17 protein-coding genes are annotated in these 18,499 nt (G+C 71.9%); 13 read left to right on the top strand and 4 right to left on the bottom strand.

All coding sequences use genetic code 11. The annotated features are described in order from the left end of the window. Positions 1–10: 10 nt before the first annotated feature. On the bottom strand, positions 11–1,399 hold the full coding sequence (locus tag ACZ4FH_RS17675) for a polysialyltransferase family glycosyltransferase (protein ID WP_467305607.1): 1,389 nt from the start codon (positions 1,397–1,399) through the stop codon (positions 11–13). After that, entirely contained in the window at positions 1,399–2,376 is a 978-nt protein-coding gene (locus ACZ4FH_RS17670; protein WP_467305605.1) for a glycosyltransferase family 2 protein, read from the bottom strand. The genes ACZ4FH_RS17675 and ACZ4FH_RS17670 overlap by 1 nt, the downstream gene beginning before the upstream one ends. A 209-nt stretch (positions 2,377–2,585) precedes the next feature. Here ACZ4FH_RS17670 and ACZ4FH_RS17665 point away from each other — a divergent pair, with 209 nt between their 5' ends. From ACZ4FH_RS17665 to ACZ4FH_RS17605, 13 genes are all read left to right on the top strand, one after another. Further along, positions 2,586–3,935 carry a DUF6716 putative glycosyltransferase gene (locus tag ACZ4FH_RS17665; protein ID WP_467305603.1) on the top strand — a complete coding sequence of 450 codons (1,350 nt, stop codon included), beginning with the start codon at positions 2,586–2,588 and terminating at the stop codon, positions 3,933–3,935. A gap of 32 nt (positions 3,936–3,967) precedes the next feature. Beyond that, on the top strand, positions 3,968–5,191 hold the full coding sequence (locus ACZ4FH_RS17660; protein WP_467305601.1) for a cytidylyltransferase domain-containing protein: 1,224 nt from the start codon (positions 3,968–3,970) through the stop codon (positions 5,189–5,191). 11 nt (positions 5,192–5,202) lie between these two features. After that, positions 5,203–6,129 carry an N-acetylneuraminate synthase family protein gene (locus ACZ4FH_RS17655; RefSeq protein WP_467305600.1) on the top strand — a complete coding sequence of 309 codons (927 nt, stop codon included), beginning with the start codon at positions 5,203–5,205 and terminating at the stop codon, positions 6,127–6,129. A gap of 11 nt (positions 6,130–6,140) precedes the next feature. After that, the gene (locus ACZ4FH_RS17650) at positions 6,141–7,193 is read left to right on the top strand and encodes a hypothetical protein (RefSeq protein WP_467305598.1); all 1,053 of its coding nucleotides are present in this window, start codon (positions 6,141–6,143) and stop codon (positions 7,191–7,193) included. A gap of 186 nt (positions 7,194–7,379) precedes the next feature. Then, complete coding sequence (locus tag ACZ4FH_RS17645; RefSeq protein WP_467305798.1) at positions 7,380–8,609, top strand: amidohydrolase; 1,230 nt, start codon at positions 7,380–7,382, stop codon at positions 8,607–8,609. A gap of 138 nt (positions 8,610–8,747) precedes the next feature. Continuing rightward, positions 8,748–9,788, top strand: coding sequence for a BMP family lipoprotein (locus ACZ4FH_RS17640; RefSeq protein ID WP_383639614.1), 1,041 nt, complete (start codon positions 8,748–8,750; stop codon positions 9,786–9,788). A 270-nt stretch (positions 9,789–10,058) separates the two neighbouring features. After that, the gene (locus tag ACZ4FH_RS17635; RefSeq protein WP_467305596.1) at positions 10,059–11,642 is read left to right on the top strand and encodes an ABC transporter ATP-binding protein; all 1,584 of its coding nucleotides are present in this window, start codon (positions 10,059–10,061) and stop codon (positions 11,640–11,642) included. Further along, a complete protein-coding gene (locus ACZ4FH_RS17630) occupies positions 11,639–12,754 on the top strand; it encodes an ABC transporter permease (RefSeq protein WP_467305594.1) in 1,116 nt (371 codons plus the stop codon). The genes ACZ4FH_RS17635 and ACZ4FH_RS17630 overlap by 4 nt, the downstream gene beginning before the upstream one ends. Then, entirely contained in the window at positions 12,751–14,040 is a 1,290-nt protein-coding gene (locus tag ACZ4FH_RS17625; protein ID WP_467305593.1) for an ABC transporter permease, read from the top strand. Before ACZ4FH_RS17630 ends, ACZ4FH_RS17625 begins: the two co-directional genes overlap by 4 nt. Next, entirely contained in the window at positions 14,037–14,441 is a 405-nt protein-coding gene (locus ACZ4FH_RS17620) for a cytidine deaminase (protein ID WP_467305592.1), read from the top strand. The genes ACZ4FH_RS17625 and ACZ4FH_RS17620 overlap by 4 nt, the downstream gene beginning before the upstream one ends. 117 nt (positions 14,442–14,558) lie before the next feature. Continuing rightward, positions 14,559–15,836 carry a thymidine phosphorylase gene (locus ACZ4FH_RS17615; RefSeq protein WP_467305590.1) on the top strand — a complete coding sequence of 426 codons (1,278 nt, stop codon included), beginning with the start codon at positions 14,559–14,561 and terminating at the stop codon, positions 15,834–15,836. A gap of 98 nt (positions 15,837–15,934) precedes the next feature. After that, positions 15,935–16,525 (top strand): Uma2 family endonuclease, encoded by a 591-nt coding sequence (locus ACZ4FH_RS17610; protein ID WP_467305588.1) that lies wholly within the window; start codon positions 15,935–15,937, stop codon positions 16,523–16,525. A gap of 53 nt (positions 16,526–16,578) precedes the next feature. Further along, on the top strand, positions 16,579–16,893 hold the full coding sequence (locus ACZ4FH_RS17605; protein ID WP_467305587.1) for an STAS domain-containing protein: 315 nt from the start codon (positions 16,579–16,581) through the stop codon (positions 16,891–16,893). A gap of 92 nt (positions 16,894–16,985) precedes the next feature. On the opposite strand, the gene ACZ4FH_RS17600 is transcribed toward ACZ4FH_RS17605, so the two are convergent. Both ACZ4FH_RS17600 and ACZ4FH_RS17595 read right to left on the bottom strand, forming a co-directional pair. Then, positions 16,986–17,444, bottom strand: coding sequence for a hypothetical protein (locus ACZ4FH_RS17600; RefSeq protein ID WP_467305586.1), 459 nt, complete (start codon positions 17,442–17,444; stop codon positions 16,986–16,988). Next, positions 17,441–18,433, bottom strand: coding sequence for a sigma-70 family RNA polymerase sigma factor (locus ACZ4FH_RS17595; RefSeq protein WP_467305584.1), 993 nt, complete (start codon positions 18,431–18,433; stop codon positions 17,441–17,443). Before ACZ4FH_RS17595 ends, ACZ4FH_RS17600 begins: the two co-directional genes overlap by 4 nt. Between the last annotated feature and the right edge of the window lie 66 nt (positions 18,434–18,499).

Below are 18,499 nucleotides of genomic sequence, written 5' to 3'. Positions count from 1 at the left end.
CGCCCCCGGCTCACCCCGCCGCCGCCCTCCGCAGCGTCCGGGCCCTGCGGGCGAGGCGGCGGACCGTGGCGTTGCGCGGGATGAAGGCGAGCTGGGCGGGGATCGCCCCCGGCAGGCCCAGCGCGGTCAGCCGGCGTCGCTTGAAGTACCGCCAGAGGTGGTCGCGGTGCACGCGGAGATAGCGCTCGGCGTCGGGGCGCAGGGCGGCCTGGATCTGGGGCTGCATGGCGTAGCCGACGGCGGCGAGGAGGCCGGTGGGCTCGCCCGCGATCTGCTCGGGGGAGGGGAGGGACCAGGCGGTGACGGCGGCCGGGTCCTCCAGGTCGGGGAGGAGGGCGTCGACGATGGTCAGGGGGATGCGGTTGCTGTTCTGGTACGGGGTGAGCCGTTCCAGGAGGGGGGCGGTGCCGACGCGGGCGACCGGGAGGTTGTAGAAGGAGGCGGCGGTCAGCAGGGCGGTGGAGAAGCAGCCGACGACCAGGGCGGGGCGTGCCGTCTCGAACAGGGTCTCGGCGAGGACCGGGGTGTCGAGGACGGTCAGTTCGGCGCCGAGCCGGTCCGCCTCCGCCTCCAGGGACTGGGCCCACTGGGCCGGGGCGCTGGGGTGCGGCTTGAACACGATCCGGGTGTGGCCGAGGGCGACCGCCCCGCGCAGCATCCGGGCGTGCAGGTCCTCCTCCTCCTGGGGAGTGAGGATGCCCAGCGTGGAGAGGTACTGGCCGAGCAGCAGGGCGGGGCCGAAGTCGCCGGCGGGCACGCCGAAGTCGGGTACGGACCCCGCCAGTTCTCCCAGCACCTTCAGGAACGTGTCCGTCGGGACGATCTCCGCCTCCACGCCGAACTCCGTGAGGAGCAGCGGGCGCAGGCCCGGGACCAGGTCGAGGTGGAGCAGGCGGCGGATGCGGGTGCCGAGCAGCTGGTCGAGCTTGCTGCGGGTCGGGCCGTAGCTCATCAGCCCGTCGGCGTAGATGTGGACCGGGCTGTCGCCGAAGACGGTCGCGAGGGCCTGGGCGGGGTTGGCCTGGATGGACTCGCAGGCCAGCTCCACCGGTTCGTCGCCCAGCTCCCACTCCTGGCGGACGGCCCGCTCCCAGAGGGAGGCGTCCTGCTCCCGGGGGGACCAGCCGGCCGGGTGGAAGGGGCGGATGAAGTCGTTCCAGGACCGCACCGTGTCGAACTCGCCCGCCAGGACCTCGAATCCGGGGCGCTCGTGCAGCGGCGTGCCCAGTTCGGGGGAGGGGGAGGTGTCGCTGACGACGAGGATGCGCCGGTGCGCGGAGCGCGGGCCGAACTGGCCGGCGCGCAGGGACGCGACGAGCGTGGCGGCGGCGTACGTCGTGCACGCCGAGAAGATCTGGGTGGTGGACCGGCCGGCCGGTGCCGTGTGCGTACCGGACATCAGGCCGCGACCTCCCGCGAGACGGAACGGCGGCGGACCCGGCGCAACTGGGCCGCGCGGCGGTCCCCGAGCGCGTCCAGGGTGTCGGCGAGAACATCCTGCGGCATGCGCCGCAGAGAGGCCGCGCTCATGGAACGCAATTTCCGTGCCACTGCCGGTTCGAACCTTTCGATGGATTCCAGATGATGCGCCATGACCGCGCAATACGTGCGTACCGCTTTCGGCATCAGCGCCTTCGCCTCCGGATCCCGCGCGGTTTCCTCCAGAACCTGGTCGAAGGCCCGGATGAAATCGAGCTGCCGCACATCGCCGATCTGCGTGAGCGAGGACGCGACACCGCGCCGGTAGAAGACCCCGGGCAGCCCGACCGCCGCGAAGGAATCCGCCTCGCGGTGCAGCCGCCAGATCCACGGCCGGTCCTCCGCCGTCCGCAGCCCGTCCCGGAACCGGAGCAGTCCCGAGTCCGCGAGCCTGCGGTGGTACGCCCCGGCCCACGCGTACGCGTAGTCCACCGGCGTCGACCGGTCCGACGGCAGGATCACGTCGCGCGGGCGCAGCACCGTGTCGCGCAGCCCGTGCGGAACGCGGTGGACCGTGCGCACCCGGTCCGTGAACTGCACATGGTCCGTACGGACGAAATCGCAGCCCAGGGCGGTGATCGCGGCCAGCAGCCGCTCGTAGTGGCCGGGCACGACCCAGTCGTCGCCGTCGAGGAAGGTGAGGTACTCGCCGCGCGCCGCGTCGATCCCCGTATTGCGCGCGGTGGCCAGCCCCCCGTTCTTCTCGTGCGTGACGAGGACGGCACCCGGGATCTCGCGTTCGGCGCGCCGGAGGATGTCCAGCGTCCCGTCCGTCGAGCAGTCGTCGACGAAGACGAACTCGAAATCGTCACGGGCATTGGCCCGCAGACTTCTCAGGGTGTCGGGGGCATAGGCCCGTACGTTGTAGAACGGCACGATGACGGAGAGCTTAACCACGCGCCACACGCTAGGCCGGGGTCCGTTATTTGCCCTGGCCCTGACAGGGACAACAGGTGAACGAAGAATGTCGACCTGATGAACCGGATCGGCCCGCTCGGAGGAAAAGGGGACGCGCCGGGCCGGTTGGCCAAGCGTCGGTGGTCTGTTAACCCGTTGTTGCTGTCACGTTGGGCTGCGAATCCGAATCGCTTCCTAAGTTCTGGGACGTGCCCTCCCGTACCGAAAAGACGACCGCCCTCCGGGTAGCCGTACTCGCCGACTCCGACACCCGCTGGAAGTGGGGCGCGCTCACCGCGCGCCGGCTGACCACGGGCGACGGCGGCGCCCCCGCGCCCCGCACGGAGATCAGCGGACTGCTGCTGCGCGGCCGGGCGACCCCCACGCCGCGCCAGCTCGCCGAGGTCGGGGACGTCGGCATCGACGCCGACCGGGTCCGCGAGGTCACCGCCGTCGAGTTCCTGCACGCGGTCCGCGACGAGGGCTACGACCTGGTGGTCCTCGCCCTGGTCGGCGGCGCCGTCCAGGCGATGCTGCACGGACTGGCCGCGCTGGACACCCCCGCCCGGCCCGTCGTCGTCACCGGCTACGTCGGGGTCGTGTACGAGAAGCTCGCCGACGGACTGCTGCTGCGCCACGGCGCCGACGTCGTCCTCGCCAACTCCCGCCACGACGCCGACCGCTTCCGCGCGGTGTACGAGGGAGTGGGCGCCGACGCCTCCGCCGTCACCGAGGCCGCGCTGCCCTTCCTCGGCGGCGCCCCCCACCGGCCCGAACCGGGCCGCGACACCGTGGTGTTCGCCGCCCAGCCGTCCGTCCCCGCCACCCGCGAGGACCGCGCCTACCTGCTGCGCCGGCTCGTCGAGCACGCCCGGCTGCACCCCGGCCGCGAGGTCCTGCTCAAACTCCGCTCCAAGCCCGGCGAGCACACCACGCACATCGAGGAACTGCCCTACCAGAAGCTTGCCGAACGGATCCCCGGCGGCCTCCCGCCCAACCTCCGCCTGGTCTACGGGCACATGGGCGAGGTCCTGGACCGCACCGACCTCCTGGTCACCGTCTCCTCCACCGCCGCCCTGGAAGCCCTGCACCGCCGCATCCCCACCGCCGTCCTCACCGACCTCGGGGTCCGCGAGGTGCTCGGCAACCACCACTTCACCGGCTCCGGGCTGCTCACCTCCTGGGACCACCTCGACGGCGGCGCCCACCCGGAGCCCGACCCGGACTGGCTGGCCCGCCAGGGCGTCGCCGCCGACGGCTCCTACGCCACCGCCTACGACACCGCCCGCGCCCGGGTCACCGCCCTCCTGGCACGCGACCGGCTGCCCGCGCTCGCGCCCTACTACACGCCCGCCACCGCCCCCGGCTACCTCCCCGGCATCCTCGCCCGCCACCACCTGGCCCCCGACGGCCGGCCGCTGCCGGGCACCGCCGCACCCAAGGACACCGGCCGGGTCAGGGGAGCGGTCCGCGACGCCGTCCGCGAGGCCGCCCGGGGCGCGTACCGCCACGGCGTCCAGCGCGTCGCCCCGGTCATCCGGCGGATGGGCGAGCTGTGAACACCACCACCACGTCACCTTCTGGAGCAGCGATGCCGCAGCCCACCGTGCTCGCCGTGATCCCCGCCCGCGGCGGATCCAAGGGCGTCCCGGCCAAGAACCTCGCCCAGGTCGGCGGTGTGCCGCTGGTCGTCCGCGCCGTCCGCGCCTGCCTCGCGTCCAGCGAGGTCACGGACGTCGTCGTCACCACCGACGCCCCCGCCGTCGCCGAGACGGTCCGGGCCGCCGCCGACGCCCTCGGCGAGAGCGGACGCGTCCACCTCGTCCAGCGCCCCGAGGCCATCGCCGGCGACACCGCGACCAGCGAGGCCGCCGTCCTGCACGCCCTGGACACCTACGAGGCCGAGCACGGCACGACCGCGGACGTGGTCCTCCTCGTCCAGTGCACCAGCCCCTTCGTCAGCCGCGACGACATCGACGGCGTCGCCGCCGCCGTCGCCCGCGAGGGCGCCGACACGGCCGTCACCGTCGCCCCGTTCCACGGCTTCCTCTGGCGCGACGGCACCGCGGTCGAGGACCACAACTACGGCGTCAACCACGACAAGGCCGTCCGCCCCCGCCGCCAGGACCGCCCCGAGGACCTGCTGGAGACCGGCGCCGCCTACGCCATGGACGCGGCCGGCTTCCGCACCCACCGCCACCGCTTCTTCGGCCACACCGCGCTGGTGCGCACCGACCCCGCCCGGGTCCTGGAGATCGACGACCCGCACGACCTGGCCCGCGCCCGCGCGCTCGCCCCGCTCCTGGACCCGGCCCCGCTGCCCACCCGCGCGGACATCGACGCCGTCGTCCTCGACTTCGACGGCACCCAGACCGACGACCGCGTGTTCATCGACGCCGACGGCCACGAGACCGTCGCCGTGCACCGGGGCGACGGACTGGGCATCGCCGCCCTGCGCCGGGCCGGCGTACCGCTGCTGATCCTCTCCACGGAACAGAACCCGGTCGTCGCCGCCCGCGCCCGCAAGCTCCGCATCCCCGTCCTGCACGGCATCGACCGCAAGGACCTCGCGCTCAAGCAGTGGTGCGAGGAGCAGTCCCTCGCCCCCGAGCGCGTCATGTACGTCGGCAACGACGTCAACGACCTCCCCTGCTTCGCACTCGCCGGCTGGCCCGTGGCCGTGGCGAGCGCGCACGACTCGGTACGCGCCGCGGCGCGTGCCGTGACGACCACCCCCGGCGGCTTCGGCGCCGTCCGCGAGATCGCGGCCTGGCTCCTGGGCCCCACCCTCACCGACACCCCCCTCCCCGAGTAAGGACACGCACCATGAGCACCTCCCGCCTGCGCACCTTCGGCACCCGCACCGCCGGCCCCGGCCACCCCGTGTACATCACCGGCGAGATCGGCATCAACCACAACGGCGACCTCGACAACGCCCTCGCGCTGATCGACGTGGCCGCCGAGGCCGGCTGCGACGCCGTCAAGTTCCAGAAGCGCACCCCGGAGATCTGCACCCCGCGCGACCAGTGGGACATCGAGCGCGACACCCCCTGGGGCCGGATGACGTACATCGACTACCGCCACCGCGTCGAGTTCGGCGAGGACGAGTACCGCGCCATCTCCGAGCACTGCGCCAAGCGCGGCATCGACTGGTTCGCCTCCCCGTGGGACACCGAGGCCGTCGCCTTCCTGGAGAAGTTCGACGTCCCCGCCCACAAGGTGGCCTCCGCCTCCCTCACCGACGACGAGCTGCTGCGCGCCCTGCGCGCCACCGGCCGCACGGTGATCCTCTCCACCGGCATGTCGACCCCGCGCCAGATCCGCCACGCCGTCGAGGTCCTCGGCTCGGACAACATCCTGCTCTGCCACGCCACGTCGACGTACCCGGCCAAGGCCGAGGAGCTGAACCTCCGGGTCATCAACACCCTCCAGCAGGAGTACCCCAACGTCCCGATCGGCTACAGCGGCCACGAGACGGGCCTGCAGACCACCCTCGCCGCCGTCGCGCTCGGCGCCGCCTTCGTCGAGCGCCACATCACCCTCGACCGCGCCATGTGGGGCTCCGACCAGGCCGCCTCCGTCGAGCCCCAGGGCCTGACCCGCCTGGTCCGCGACATCCGCACCATCGAGGCCTCGCTCGGCGACGGCGTCAAGAAGGTGTACGAGTCCGAGCTCGGCCCGATGAAGAAGCTCCGCCGGGTCCCGGGCGTCGTCGCCGAGGCGGCCCAGGCCGCCGAGCCGGTCGCGGTCTGACGGGCCGACCGGTGAACCTCGCCTTCGTCGAGAGCCCGGTCCAGCTCCTGAACGTCCTGGAGTGGGCCGTCACAGAGGGAGGCGGCGCCCGCGTCCTCGCGGACGTCACCGTCGTCGTCCTCCCTCCGGTCGACCCGATGTCGCGCGGTCAGCTGCGCCGGATGGCGGAGCTGGCCCGCGACGAGGGCATGACCGTGCGCTGGCAGGAGGCGCGCGGCGACTCGGGAACCCCCCTGAAGTCGCTGCGCGCCCTGTCCCGCCTGGTCCGCAGCGCCGACCACATCGTCATCGGCGACCCCTTCTCGCGGTACGTGCAACTGCTGCTCACCCTGGTCCGGCCGCGCCGCCTGACCGTGGTGGACGACGGCACCGCCACCCTGGAGTTCGTCGCCCAGCTGACCCGCGGCGAACGCCTCACCCGCTGGCACCGGCGCGGCGGCACCGGCCCGCGCGATCTGGCGCTGGCCCCGGTCACCGCCACCGCCCGCCGCCGCTTCACCCCGTCCGCGGCCCGCGAGGTCGAACTCTTCACCGCGATGCCGGTGGTCCCGCCGCCCGGCATCACCCTGATCCCCAACACCTTCTCCTGGACCCGCTCCCGCTTCGGCCCGCCCTCGCTCACCAAGGGCGCCGACCTGGTCGGCACCTCCCTGGTCGAGACGGGCGTCGTCGACCGCGCCCCGTACCTGGACGCCGTCGGCGCCCTGGCCCGCACCCACGGAGCCACCCGCTACTTCGCCCACCGCCGCGAGTCCACCGAGAAGCTCCACGCCCTGGAGGCCGCCACCGGACTGGAGATCGTCCGCCCCGACCTCCCCCTGGAACTCATCGCCCGCCGCGGCCCCATCGGCCGCACGGTCCTGAGCTTCCCCTCCACCGTCGTCCACACCCTCCCCCTCGCCCTGGCCGGCACCGAGGTCAAGGTCGCCGTCTGCGACATCGCCCCCGAATGGCTCCGCGCGACGGCCTCCCCCCGCGCCCAGGGCTTCCTCTCCGGCGTCACCGAAACCGCCCGCGGCGCCCACCGCCTCGGCGGAGCCATGGCGGTGACGGGCGAGGCCTGACCGACGGGCGGGGCGGCTGCCGGCCATCGGACCGCCTCCCCCCGCCCGAAAAGTCGAGGAGTTTACCCACCTCCATCCGCCACCACACGCTCCGACGCCACCTTTTGTTCCTCTATGCGGCTGAACTTTTGTTGATCTGTGGTCAGTTGACGGGGATGTGGGCCTACCCTTCAACGGGTGAACCAGTTGAAGTCCCGCGCGTCCGAAACCGACCTGCCCGTGGACGGAGTGCTGCCCGGCACCCTGTCCGACCCGCTCCGTGCCGAGCTGATCGCCTTCCGCCGTGATCTGCACATGCATCCGGAGCTGGGCAACCAGGAGTTCCGCACCACCGCGGCCCTCAAGGCCCGGCTGGAGCTGGCCGGGCTGGCGCCGCGGGTGCTGGCCACGGGGACGGGGCTGATCTGCGACGTGGGGACGCGGGGCGCGGACACGGGGCCGATGCTGGCCCTGCGGGCGGACATCGACGCGCTGCCGATCCCGGACACCAAGGCGGGCGTGCCGTACCGCTCGACGGTGCCCGACCGGGCGCACGCCTGCGGGCACGACGTGCACACCACGGCGGTGCTGGGCGCGGGTCTGGTGCTGGCCGCGCTGGACCGGGAGGGGCTGCTGCCGCATCCGGTGCGGCTGATCTTCCAGCCGGCCGAGGAGGTGCTGCCGGGCGGGGCGCCGGAGGCGATCGAGGCGGGGGTGCTGGAGGGCGTCGGGCGGATCATCGGGGTGCACTGCGACCCCAAGGTCGACGTGGGGCGGATCGGGCTGCGGGCCGGGGCCATCACCTCCGCCTGCGACCGGCTGGAGGTCTCGCTGGACGGGCCCGGCGGCCACACCGCCCGTCCGCATCTGACCACGGACCTGGTCACCGCCGCCGCCAAGGTGGCCGTCGAGGTCCCCGCGCTGCTGGCCCGCCGCGTCGACGCCCGCGCCGGGCTCGCGGTGACCTGGGGGCGGCTGGAGACCGGGCACGTCTGCAACGCCATCCCGCAGCACGCCGAGCTGTCGGGGACGGTCCGCTGCCTGGACCTGGCCACCTGGCGCGAGGCCCCCGACCTGGTGCACGCGGCCATCGACGAGGTGGCCGGAATGCACCGGGCCAAGACGGTGATCAACTACATCCGGGGCGTCCCGCCGGTGGTCAACGATCCGGAGTCCATCGATCTGCTGGCCGGGGCGATGACCGCCCGCCGCGGATCGTATGCGATCGAGGACACCGAGCAGAGCCTCGGCGGGGAGGACTTCTCCTGGTACCTGGAGCAGGTGCCCGGCGCGATGGCGCGTCTCGGCGTCCGCACCCCGGGCGACACGCGCGGGCTCGATCTGCACCGGGGCAATTTCGACGCCGACGAGGAGGCGATCACCGTGGGGGTGGAGCTCTTCACCGCTTCCGCGTTGCTGTACGGCAACCATACGTAACCGGACAGGCCACCCCCGGTTCGCGACGATCCGATAACGGCTTCCGTACAGGTCCTTATCTGACATCTACGCGCGTTACGATCGCGGCGAAACCAGCGCCGGAAGAGGCGCTTCGGTCAGGTTTGAAGGAGCCTTCCCTTGCGCCGGGTATCCAAGATCACCGCTGCTTGTGCCGTCACCGCGGCGCTGGCGCTCACCGCCTCCGCGTGCGGCAGCTCGTCCGACGAGAGCAGCAGCTCCGACGACGGCCAGATGAAGATCGGCATGGCCTACGACGTCGGCGGCCGTGGCGACAACTCGTTCAACGACTCCGCCGCCCGTGGCCTCGACAAGGCCAAGAAGGAGTTCGACGCCCAGACGAAGGAGCTCACCGCCAAGAACGGTGAGACCCCCGCCGACCGTGAGCAGCGTCTGCAGTCGCTGGCCGAGGGCGGCTACAACCCGGTCATCGCCGTCGGCTTCGCGTACAAGGACGCGGTCGACAAGATCGCCCCGAACTACCCGAAGGTCAGCTTCGGCCTGGTCGACTCCGTCGCCGCCGCGAAGAACGTCGACTCGATCGTCTTCACCGAGGAGCAGGGCTCGTACCTCGCCGGTGTCGCGGCCGCCCTCAAGTCGAAGGACGGCAAGGTCGGCTTCATCGGCGGTGTGGACCTTCCGCTGATCAAGAAGTTCGCCGCCGGTTTCCAGCAGGGCGTCAAGGACACCAAGCCCTCGGCCACGGTGCAGATCCAGTACCTGTCCACCGGTTCGGACCTGTCCGGCTTCGGCAGCCCCGACAAGGGCAAGGCCGCCGCCAAGGGCATGCTCGACAAGGGCGTCGACGTCATCTTCGCCGCCGCGGGCGGTTCGGGTGCCGGTTCGATCGAGGCCGTCGCCGGCCAGAAGGGCGCCTGGTCGATCGGCGTCGACTCCGACCAGGCCCTGGACCCGGCCCTGGCGAAGTACAAGGACACGATCCTGACCTCGGTCGTCAAGAACGTCGACACCGGCGTCTTCGACCTGGTCAAGTCCGTCAAGGACGGCAAGCCGCTCACCGGCACCCAGACGTACTCCCTGGCCAAGGGCGGCGTCAGCCTGACCACCACGGGTGACCACCTGAGCGACATCCAGACCCAGCTGGACGAGGCGAAGAAGAAGATCGTCGACGGCACCATCACGGTCAAGACCACGACCTGATCCGTCCCGTCGATCGGGGCCCGGACGAGTGGCTTCGGCCGCCCTTCCGGGCCCCGATCGCGTACCCCCGTGCAGGGGGTCCTCCGGCCCCGGTCCGCCATCTGTGATCAGCTGGCCAACGATTCGGTGGCGCTACGCGCGTAGCTGCGGTTCGGGCGCGGTACCTTTTTCCGCCCCCCGCTCACGCCTCCCCGTCTCCGTCCCACCGCCTCCGCCCTCCGCTCCTGCCAAGGAGAGTGCGCCATCAACGCGTCCACCAGTCCTCATGCCGTGGAGCTCCGCGGCATCACCAAGCGGTTCCCCGGGGTCGTGGCCAACCACGACATCGACATCACCGTGCGCCGCGGCACCGTCCACGCCCTCGTCGGCGAGAACGGCGCCGGCAAGTCGACACTGATGAAGATCCTGTACGGCATGCAGAAGCCGGACGAGGGCACCATCGCGGTGGACGGCGAACAGGCCGTGTTCTCCAACCCCGGCGACGCCATCGACCGCGGCATCGGCATGGTCCACCAGCACTTCATGCTGGCGGACTACCTCACCGTCCTGGAGAACGTCGTCCTCGGCTCGGAGAAGCTGTACGGGATCGGCGACCGGGCCCGCGCGAAGATCAAGGAGATCTCCGACGCGTACGGCCTCGGCGTCCGCCCGGACGCCATGGTCGAGGACCTCGGGGTCGCCGACCGCCAGCGCGTGGAGATCCTCAAGGTCCTCTACCGGGGCGCCCGCACCCTGATCCTCGACGAGCCGACCGCCGTCCTCGTCCCGCAGGAGGTCGACGCGCTCTTCGACAACCTGCGCGAGCTCAAGGCCGAGGGCCTGACCGTCATCTTCATCTCGCACAAGCTGGGCGAGGTGCTGTCGGTGGCCGACGAGATCACCGTCATCCGCCGCGGCACCACCGTGGGCACCGCCGACCCGGAGCACACCACGACCAAGCAGCTCGCCGAGCTGATGGTCGGCAGCGAGCTGCCCTCGCCGGAGACCCGCGAGTCGACCGTCACCGACACCCCGATGCTCACCGTCGACGGCCTGCGGCTCACCGCGACCGACCCCGACGGCGTGGTCCGGGCCGTCCTCGACGGCATCACCTTCACCATCCACAAGGGCGAGGTCCTCGGCATCGCGGGCGTCGAGGGCAACGGCCAGTCCGAACTCGTCGACGCCATCATGGGCATGCGGACCCTGGACGCGGGCACCCTCACCCTGGACGGCGCGGACATCTCCCGCATCCCCACGCGCAGGCGCCGCGAGGACGGCATGGCCGTCATCCCCGAGGACCGCCACCGGCACGGACTGCTGCTGGAGGCCCCGCTCTGGGAGAACCGCATCCTCGGCCACGTCACCGAACGCCCCAACAGCAAGGGCGCCTTCCTCGACCTCAAGGCCGCCCGCGCCGACACCGAGCGCATCGTCCGCGCGTACGACGTGCGCACCCCCGGCATCGAGGTCACCGCGGCCTCCCTCTCCGGCGGGAACCAGCAGAAGCTGATCGTCGGCCGCGAGATGAGCCACGCCCCCAAGCTCCTGATCGCCGCCCACCCCACCCGGGGCGTGGACGTCGGCGCCCAGGCCCAGATCTGGGACCAGATCCGCGAGGCGCGCCGCGAGGGACTGGCGGTGCTGCTGATCTCCGCCGACCTGGACGAGCTGATCGGGCTCTCCGACACCCTGCGCGTCATGTACCGCGGCCGGCTGGTCGCGGACGCCGACCCGGCCGCCATCACCCCCGAGGAACTCGGCTCGGCGATGACGGGCGCGGCCAGCGGCCACCTCGAAGCGCCGGAGGAGGGCGGAGCCCCCGCCGCCACGGACGACGACACCGACCCCCGGGACGGGGGAGAGGACCGATGAAGAAGATCGACAAGGAGCGCCTGCTCCTGGGGATCGCGGCCCCCGTACTCGCGATCGTGGTCGCCTTCCTGGTGACGGCACTCGTGCTCGCCGCCACCGGCAAGGAGCCCTTCAGCGCCTTCGGCATCATGTTCGACTACGGCGTGAAGTCGGACAGTCAGGTCTACATCCTGAACAAGGCGACCACGTACTACCTCGCGGGTCTCGCGGTGGCCGTCGGCTTCCGGATGAACCTCTTCAACATCGGCGTCGACGGCCAGTACCGCCTGGCGGCCTTCTTCGCCGCGGCGCTCGGCGGCGCCCTCACCCTGCCCGGCGCGCTCTCGATCCCGCTGATCATCCTCACCGCGATGATCGTCGGCGCCATGTGGGCCGGTATCGCCGGTGTCCTCAAGGTCACCCGGGGCGTCAGCGAGGTCGTCTCGACGATCATGCTGAACGCCATCGCCACCGCCGTCATCGGCTATCTGCTCCAGCAGAACCGGCTCGGCCACCTCGACGAGGCCGGCACCAAGATCTCCACCAAGCCGCTCCCGGAGTCCTCGCACTTCTTCGAGTTCCCGACCACCCCGTCGCCCATCTGGGGCTTCATCGTGGTCGCGGTCGTCGCCGGCATCGCGTACTGGTTCACGCTCTCGCGCACCCGCTTCGGCTTCGATCTGCGCACCGTCGGCCAGTCCGGCTCCGCCGCAGAGGCCAGCGGCGTCAACGTCAAGAAGATGGTCGTCACCTCGATGCTCATCTCCGGCGCCGTGGCCGGTCTGATCGGCATGCCGACCCTGCTGAACGACAGCTACGAGTACAGCGGCGACTTCCCCGTCGGCATCGGCTTCACCGGCATCGCCATCGCCCTCCTCGGCCGCAACCACCCCATCGGCATCGCGCTCGGCGCGCTCCTGTGGGGCTTCCTGGAACGCGGCACCGGAAAGCTGGAGTTCGAGGGCTACGACAAGGAGATCGTCGGCGTCATCCAGGGCGTCATCGTCCTCTGCGTCGTCATCGCCTACGAAGTCGTCCGCCGCTACGGACTCAAGCGCCAGCAGAGCAAGGTCGGCGCGGAACTCGCCGCACAGGCCGCCCGTAACTCCGACCAGCAGGAGGTGTCGGCGTGACCGTCACGGCGACTTCCACCCCGCCCCCCGCGGCCCCCAAGGTCTCCGGCGGCAAGGGCGGCCGCACCCGCCTCTCCTTCCCCGTCCTGCTGCTGATCATCGCGGGCGTGCTGCTCGCGCTGTCCGCGGTGCGCGCCATCACCGGCGCCGAGGACGTCACCTCGGCCGGCCAGATCAGCGCCGCGCTCGCCATGGCCGTGCCGATCGGCCTCGCCGGTCTCGGCGGCCTCTGGTCGGAGCGCGCCGGTGTGGTCAACATCGGCCTCGAAGGCATGATGATCCTGGGCACCTTCTTCGGCGCCTGGGCCGGCTGGCAGACCAACCCGTGGCTCGGCGTCCTCGCCGGCGTCATCGGCGGCGCGCTCGGCGGACTGCTGCACGCGGTCGCGACCGTCACCTTCGGCGTCGACCACATCATCTCCGGCATCGCCATCAACATCCTGGCGCTCGGCTTCACCACCTACTTCGCCAAGCTCTGGTTCAACGCCGGCGAGGCGGCGGCCAAGGGCGGCTCCCCGAAGCAGTCCCCGCCGGCCGACGACATCACCTCGGTGACGATCCCCGGCCTCTCCGACTGGCTGCACAGCGTCGAGAAGCACCACTGGTTCTTCGTCTCCGACCTGGCCGGCGTCATCGGCGGCCTGGTCACCAACGTCTCGCTGCTGACGATCCTGGCCGTCGTCCTGTTCGTCGTCACCTTCTTCGTCCTGTGGAAGACCGCGTTCGGCCTGCGGCTGCGCTCCTGCGGCGAGAACCCGGTGGCCGCCGAGTCCCTCGGCGTGAACGTCTACGCGTACAAGTACGCCGCGGTCGTCGTCTCCGGCGCCATGGCCGGACTCGGCGGGGCCTTCCTCTCCCTGGTCACCTCGCACATCTACAACGAGGGCCAGACCGGGGGCCGCGGTTACATCGGTCTCGCCGCGATGATCTTCGGCAACTGGCGGCCCGGCGGACTCGCCATGGGCGCGGGCCTGTTCGGCTTCGCCGACGCGCTCCAGCTGCGCAACGGCGGCGAGTCCGTCCACGCGCTGCTGCTGCTCCTGTTCGTGGTGCTGGCCGGCATCGCCGCCTGGAAGCTCTACCGCAAGAGCTTCGTCCAGGGCGCCGTCAGCGCGGTGATCGCCGCCGCGGTCCTGGTCTGGTACCTCGCCACGGACACCGTGCCCACCGAGTTCGTCAGCGCGACCCCGTACATCGTCACGCTGCTCGTCCTCTCGCTCTCCGCGCAGCGGCTGCGGATGCCGAAGGCGGACGGCATGCGCTACCGCAAGGGCCAGGGCAAGTGACGCCCCCGGTCCGCGACGGGGCCGACTGGGACGCCCTGCGCGCCGCGGCCCGGGACGCCATGTCCCGGGCGTACGCGCCCTACTCCGGCTACCCGGTCGGCGTCGCCGCCCGGGTGGACGACGGCCGCACGATCACCGGCTGCAACGTCGAGAACGCCTCGTACGGCATCGGGCTCTGCGCCGAATGCGGGCTGGTCTCCACGCTGCACGCCACCGGCGGCGGCCGGCTGACCCACTTCACCTGCGTGGACGGGACGGGCGCGATCCTGGTCCCGTGCGGCCGGTGCCGTCAGCTGCTGTACGAGTTCGGCGGCCCGGAGCTGATCCTGGAGACCCCGGACGGCTTCCGCACCCTCGACGAGATGCTGCCGCAGGCCTTCGGCCCGGCGCACCTCGGCTGACCACGCGCCGGGTGGGCCCCGATTCCGGGCCCACCCGGCGCCCCTTTCCCTCTCTATGCGCGTAGAGTCACAAGGACTCCACGCGTGTGCACGTACCGGCCGGAAGGACGCCAGACCATGGACGCCATCTCCGTCATCCGCACCAAGCGGGACCGAGGCGAGCTGACCCCCGAACAGATCGACTGGGTCATCGACGCGTACACCCGCGGTGAGGTCGCCGACGAGCAGATGTCCGCGCTGGCCATGGCGATCCTGCTGAACGGCATGAACCGTACGGAGATCGCCCGCTGGACCGCCGCGATGATCGCCTCCGGCGAGCGGATGAACTTCGACACCCTGTCCCGCCCCACCACGGACAAGCACTCCACCGGCGGCGTCGGCGACAAGATCACCCTCCCGCTCGCCCCGCTGGTCGCCGCCTGCGGCGCCGCCGTCCCGCAGCTCAGCGGCCGCGGCCTCGGCCACACCGGCGGCACCCTCGACAAGCTGGAGTCCGTCCCCGGCTGGCGCGCCCACCTCTCGAACGCCGAGATGCTCGACGTCCTCGACACCACCGGCGCCGTCATCTGCGCGGCGGGCGACGGCCTGGCCCCCGCCGACAAGAAGCTCTACGCGCTGCGCGACGTCACCGGCACCGTCGAGGCGATCCCGCTCATCGCCAGCTCGATCATGTCCAAGAAGATCGCCGAGGGCACCGGCGCCCTCGTCCTGGACGTCAAGGTCGGCTCCGGCGCCTTCATGAAGACCCTCGACGACGCCCGCGAACTGGCCTCCACCATGGTCGCCCTCGGCACCGACAGCGGCGTCCGCACCGTCGCCCTCCTCACCGACATGGCCACCCCCCTCGGCCTCACCGCGGGCAACGCCCTGGAGGTCCGCGAATCCGTCGAGGTCCTCGCCGGCGGCGGCCCCAAGGACGTCATCGACCTCACCCTCGCCCTCGCCCGCGAAATGCTCGACGCGGCCGGCCTCAAGGACGCCGACCCCGAGAAGGCCCTCGCCGACGGCTCCGCCATGGACGTCTGGCGCCGCATGATCTCCGCCCAGGGCGGCGACCCCGACGCCCCGCTCCCGGTGGCCCGTGAGCAGCACGTCGTCAAGGCCTCGTCCTCCGGCGTCCTCACCCGCCTCGACGCCTACGACATCGGCGTCGCCGCCTGGCGCCTCGGCGCCGGCCGCGCCCGCAAGGAGGACCCGGTCCAGGCCGGCGCCGGCATCGAACTCCACGCCAAGCCCGGCGACGAGATCACCGCCGGCCAGCCCCTGCTGACACTGCACACGGACACCCCGGAGAAGTTCGACTACGCCCTGAAGGCCCTGCCCGACGCGTACGACATCGCCCCGGCGGGCACGGAGTTCACGGCGACGCCGGTGGTGCGGGAGCGCATCGCCTGACCTGTGGTTTTCTCGTACGGGTGAACGGGACCGGTGGACTGCCATCGGTCCCGTTCGGCATGCTGGACTCGGTGACGCACCGACAAGAGGAGATCGCCATGAGCGCACTCACCGTCGACCCGGCGCCGGGCCAAGGCCAGGAGTGGGACGACCTCGTCCGGATCTGGGAGGAGACGGACGCGCCCGAGGGCTGCAAGGTGGAGATCATCGAGGGGATCGTCACTGTGTCGCCACCGCCGTCCAAGGACCACAACACCACCGCGGAACTGCTGCAACGCAGGCTGTACGCGGTCATCCCGGAGGACTGGGGGATCTACCAGACCCTGGGCGTCTCCGTCCCCGGCCGCGCAGGCATCTACATCCCCGACCTCGTCGTCGTTCCGCGCGCCATCGCGTCCGGCCCCGGCAACCGCGTCCCGGCCGAGGAGGCGCGGCTCGTCGTCGAGATCACCTCACGGGCGAACGCCAACCACGACCGGATCGGCAAGGCGCACGGGTACGCGAAGGCGGGGGTGCCGTTGTTCCTGCTGCTGGACCCCTGGCAGTCGGGCCGGCCGACGGCCACGCTGTACGGGGAGCCGTCCGGGAGCACGTACCGGGTGCTGGACTCCGTCGAGTACGGAGGGACGCTGAAGCTGCCCGAGCCCTTCGGGGCGGACCTCGACACCGTGGTCTTCCCGGTCAGCTGAGAAGCGCGGCGCCGGCCGCGATGAGTTTTGCCCGCGGCGACGGTCTCCTTGGCATGGATCTCTTGCCGCCGACGGCACTCGTCGTCACGGGCCGCATCACCCGGGCCGGGGTGCCGGGCCTCTGCGCACGTCTTGAGGCGATACTCGCCGCCACCGACGCGACGGTCGTGGACTGCGACGTGGGCGGCATCGAGCACCCGGATCTGACCTCGGTGGAGGCGGTCGCGCGGCTGTCGCTCGTCGCCCGCAGGGCGGGCGGGCGGCGGCTGCGGCTGGTCGGGGCTCCGCCCGCACTGCGGCTGCTGCTCGATCTGGTGGGGATCGAGGACGTGGTGGGGCTGGTGGGGGAGGACGGGAACGGGAGCTGAGAGGGGACCGTCCCGAGGCCCGTCGGCCGGCCCCGGCCCGGCCGGGTGCCGGACCCGACCCCCGCCCCGCCGTCAGCTCCGCGTCCCTGCCCCTACTCCTCCGCCTCCGTCGTGAACTCCGCCGTATCGCAGACCACTTGAACGAGCCGGGCGGTCGTCCGGCCGTCCGGCGGGACGTACTTCTCCGAGGGAGGGGTCGGCCCGGCGGAGGGATCCGCCGAGTTCCACGGGTCCGGCGGATCCGGGATGGGGGTCACGCGCAGCGGCGGGGAGGGAACGGCGGACGGGCTGGTCGCCTCCGGAGAGGCCTCCGGGACCGCCGGCGGCCGCTTCACCGTCTCCGGGACCCCCGGCGACCGCCGCGCGGACGCCGTCAGCTCCTCGCAGTCGTACTCCGGCTGGGGGCCGGGTTCGGCGGCGGAGGAGGGCGGGGTGACGGGGGCGGGGCCGGAGGTCGCGGTGGGTTCGCCGAGCCACTGGGCCGTGGTCCAGCCGGCGGCGGCGAGGACCACCCAGCCGGCGACCAGGGCCCGGGTCGTGCCGCGCCTCACGCGGCATCGGCCGCCAGGCGGTCGGCGAAGCCGAAGAGGGGGAACCAGCGCGGGGTGTCGAGGAAGCAGTGCATCCCGGTGATGGCACCGTCCTTGATGTCGATGACCTGGACCGCCCAGGGGATGAAGCCCTCGCCCTCGGGGTCCGGCTTGTAGTGCGCGAAGGCCGGGGTGCCGTTGGCGTACGTCGCGATCAGCCGGGAACCGGCACAGCTCGCGCCGATCGAGGTCATGAAGCCGGTGATGTCGTCGTGGCCCTGGAGCCAGAGGTCGAACGGCGGCATCGTCATGATCGCGTCCTCGTGGAGGAGCGCGGTCAGGGCCTTCATGTCGTAGCCCTCGAACGCCGCCACGTACCGCTCCAGGAGCTTCGCCTGCTCCTCGTCCAGCGGGTCCGCCGCGTCGGCGGTCACCGTCTCCCGGTCGGTCAGCGTCGCCCGTGCCCGCTGGAGGGCGCTGTTGACGGAGGCGACCGAGGTGCCCAGCAGCTCCGCGACCTCGGCGGCCTTCCAGGCCAGCACCTCGCGCAGGATCAGCACCGCCCGCTGCTTCGGCGGCAGATGCTGGAGCGCGGCGACGAACGCCAGACGCACGGACTCGCGCGCGACGGCGGCCTCCGCCGGGTCCTCGACCGAGGGCAGGATCCGCCCGTCCGGCATCGGCTCCAGCCAGGTGTTCTCCGGAAGCGGGTTGAGCGCGGCCTGGGCGAGCGGGGTCGGGCCGGACAGGTCGACCGGCCTGGCCCGCTTGTTGCCCGCGTTCAGCATGTCCAGGCAGACATTGGTCGCGATGCGGTACAGCCACGACCGCAGGGAGGAACGCCCCTCGAACTTGTCGAAGCTGCGCCAGGCGCGGACCAGGGTGTCCTGGACCGCGTCCTCCGCCTCGAAGGCCGAGCCGAGCATCCGGTAGCAGTAACCGGTCAGCTCGACCCGGTGTCCCTCCAGACGGCTGTCGATGTCCGCCGTCGTCGCCGTCAGATCACTCATCGCGTCGCTTCACCCCTGTTGCGCTGTGACACCGCTCACTTCAGCACTTCGGAAGCTACCGCACGC

Source organism: Streptomyces sp. NPDC024555 (assembly GCF_055559335.1).
Note: the sequence above shows the minus strand (reverse complement) of the source record. Positions and strands in the feature narration are given on the sequence as shown.

Bases quoted from the DNA above. Each gene is read 5' to 3' on its own strand.
- ACZ4FH_RS17675 (WP_467305607.1), bottom strand. From the start codon at position 1,399: ATGTCCGGTACGCACACGGCACCGGCCGGCCGGTCCACCACCCAGATC.
- ACZ4FH_RS17660 (WP_467305601.1), top strand. From the start codon at position 3,968: ATGCCGCAGCCCACCGTGCTCGCCGTGATCCCCGCCCGCGGCGGATCC.
- ACZ4FH_RS17655 (WP_467305600.1), top strand. From the start codon at position 5,203: ATGAGCACCTCCCGCCTGCGCACCTTCGGCACCCGCACCGCCGGCCCC.
- ACZ4FH_RS17630 (WP_467305594.1), top strand. From the start codon at position 11,639: ATGAAGAAGATCGACAAGGAGCGCCTGCTCCTGGGGATCGCGGCCCCC.
- ACZ4FH_RS17615 (WP_467305590.1), top strand. From the start codon at position 14,559: ATGGACGCCATCTCCGTCATCCGCACCAAGCGGGACCGAGGCGAGCTG.
- ACZ4FH_RS17610 (WP_467305588.1), top strand. From the start codon at position 15,935: ATGAGCGCACTCACCGTCGACCCGGCGCCGGGCCAAGGCCAGGAGTGG.
- ACZ4FH_RS17605 (WP_467305587.1), top strand. From the start codon at position 16,579: ATGGATCTCTTGCCGCCGACGGCACTCGTCGTCACGGGCCGCATCACC.
- ACZ4FH_RS17595 (WP_467305584.1), bottom strand. From the start codon at position 18,433: ATGAGTGATCTGACGGCGACGACGGCGGACATCGACAGCCGTCTGGAG.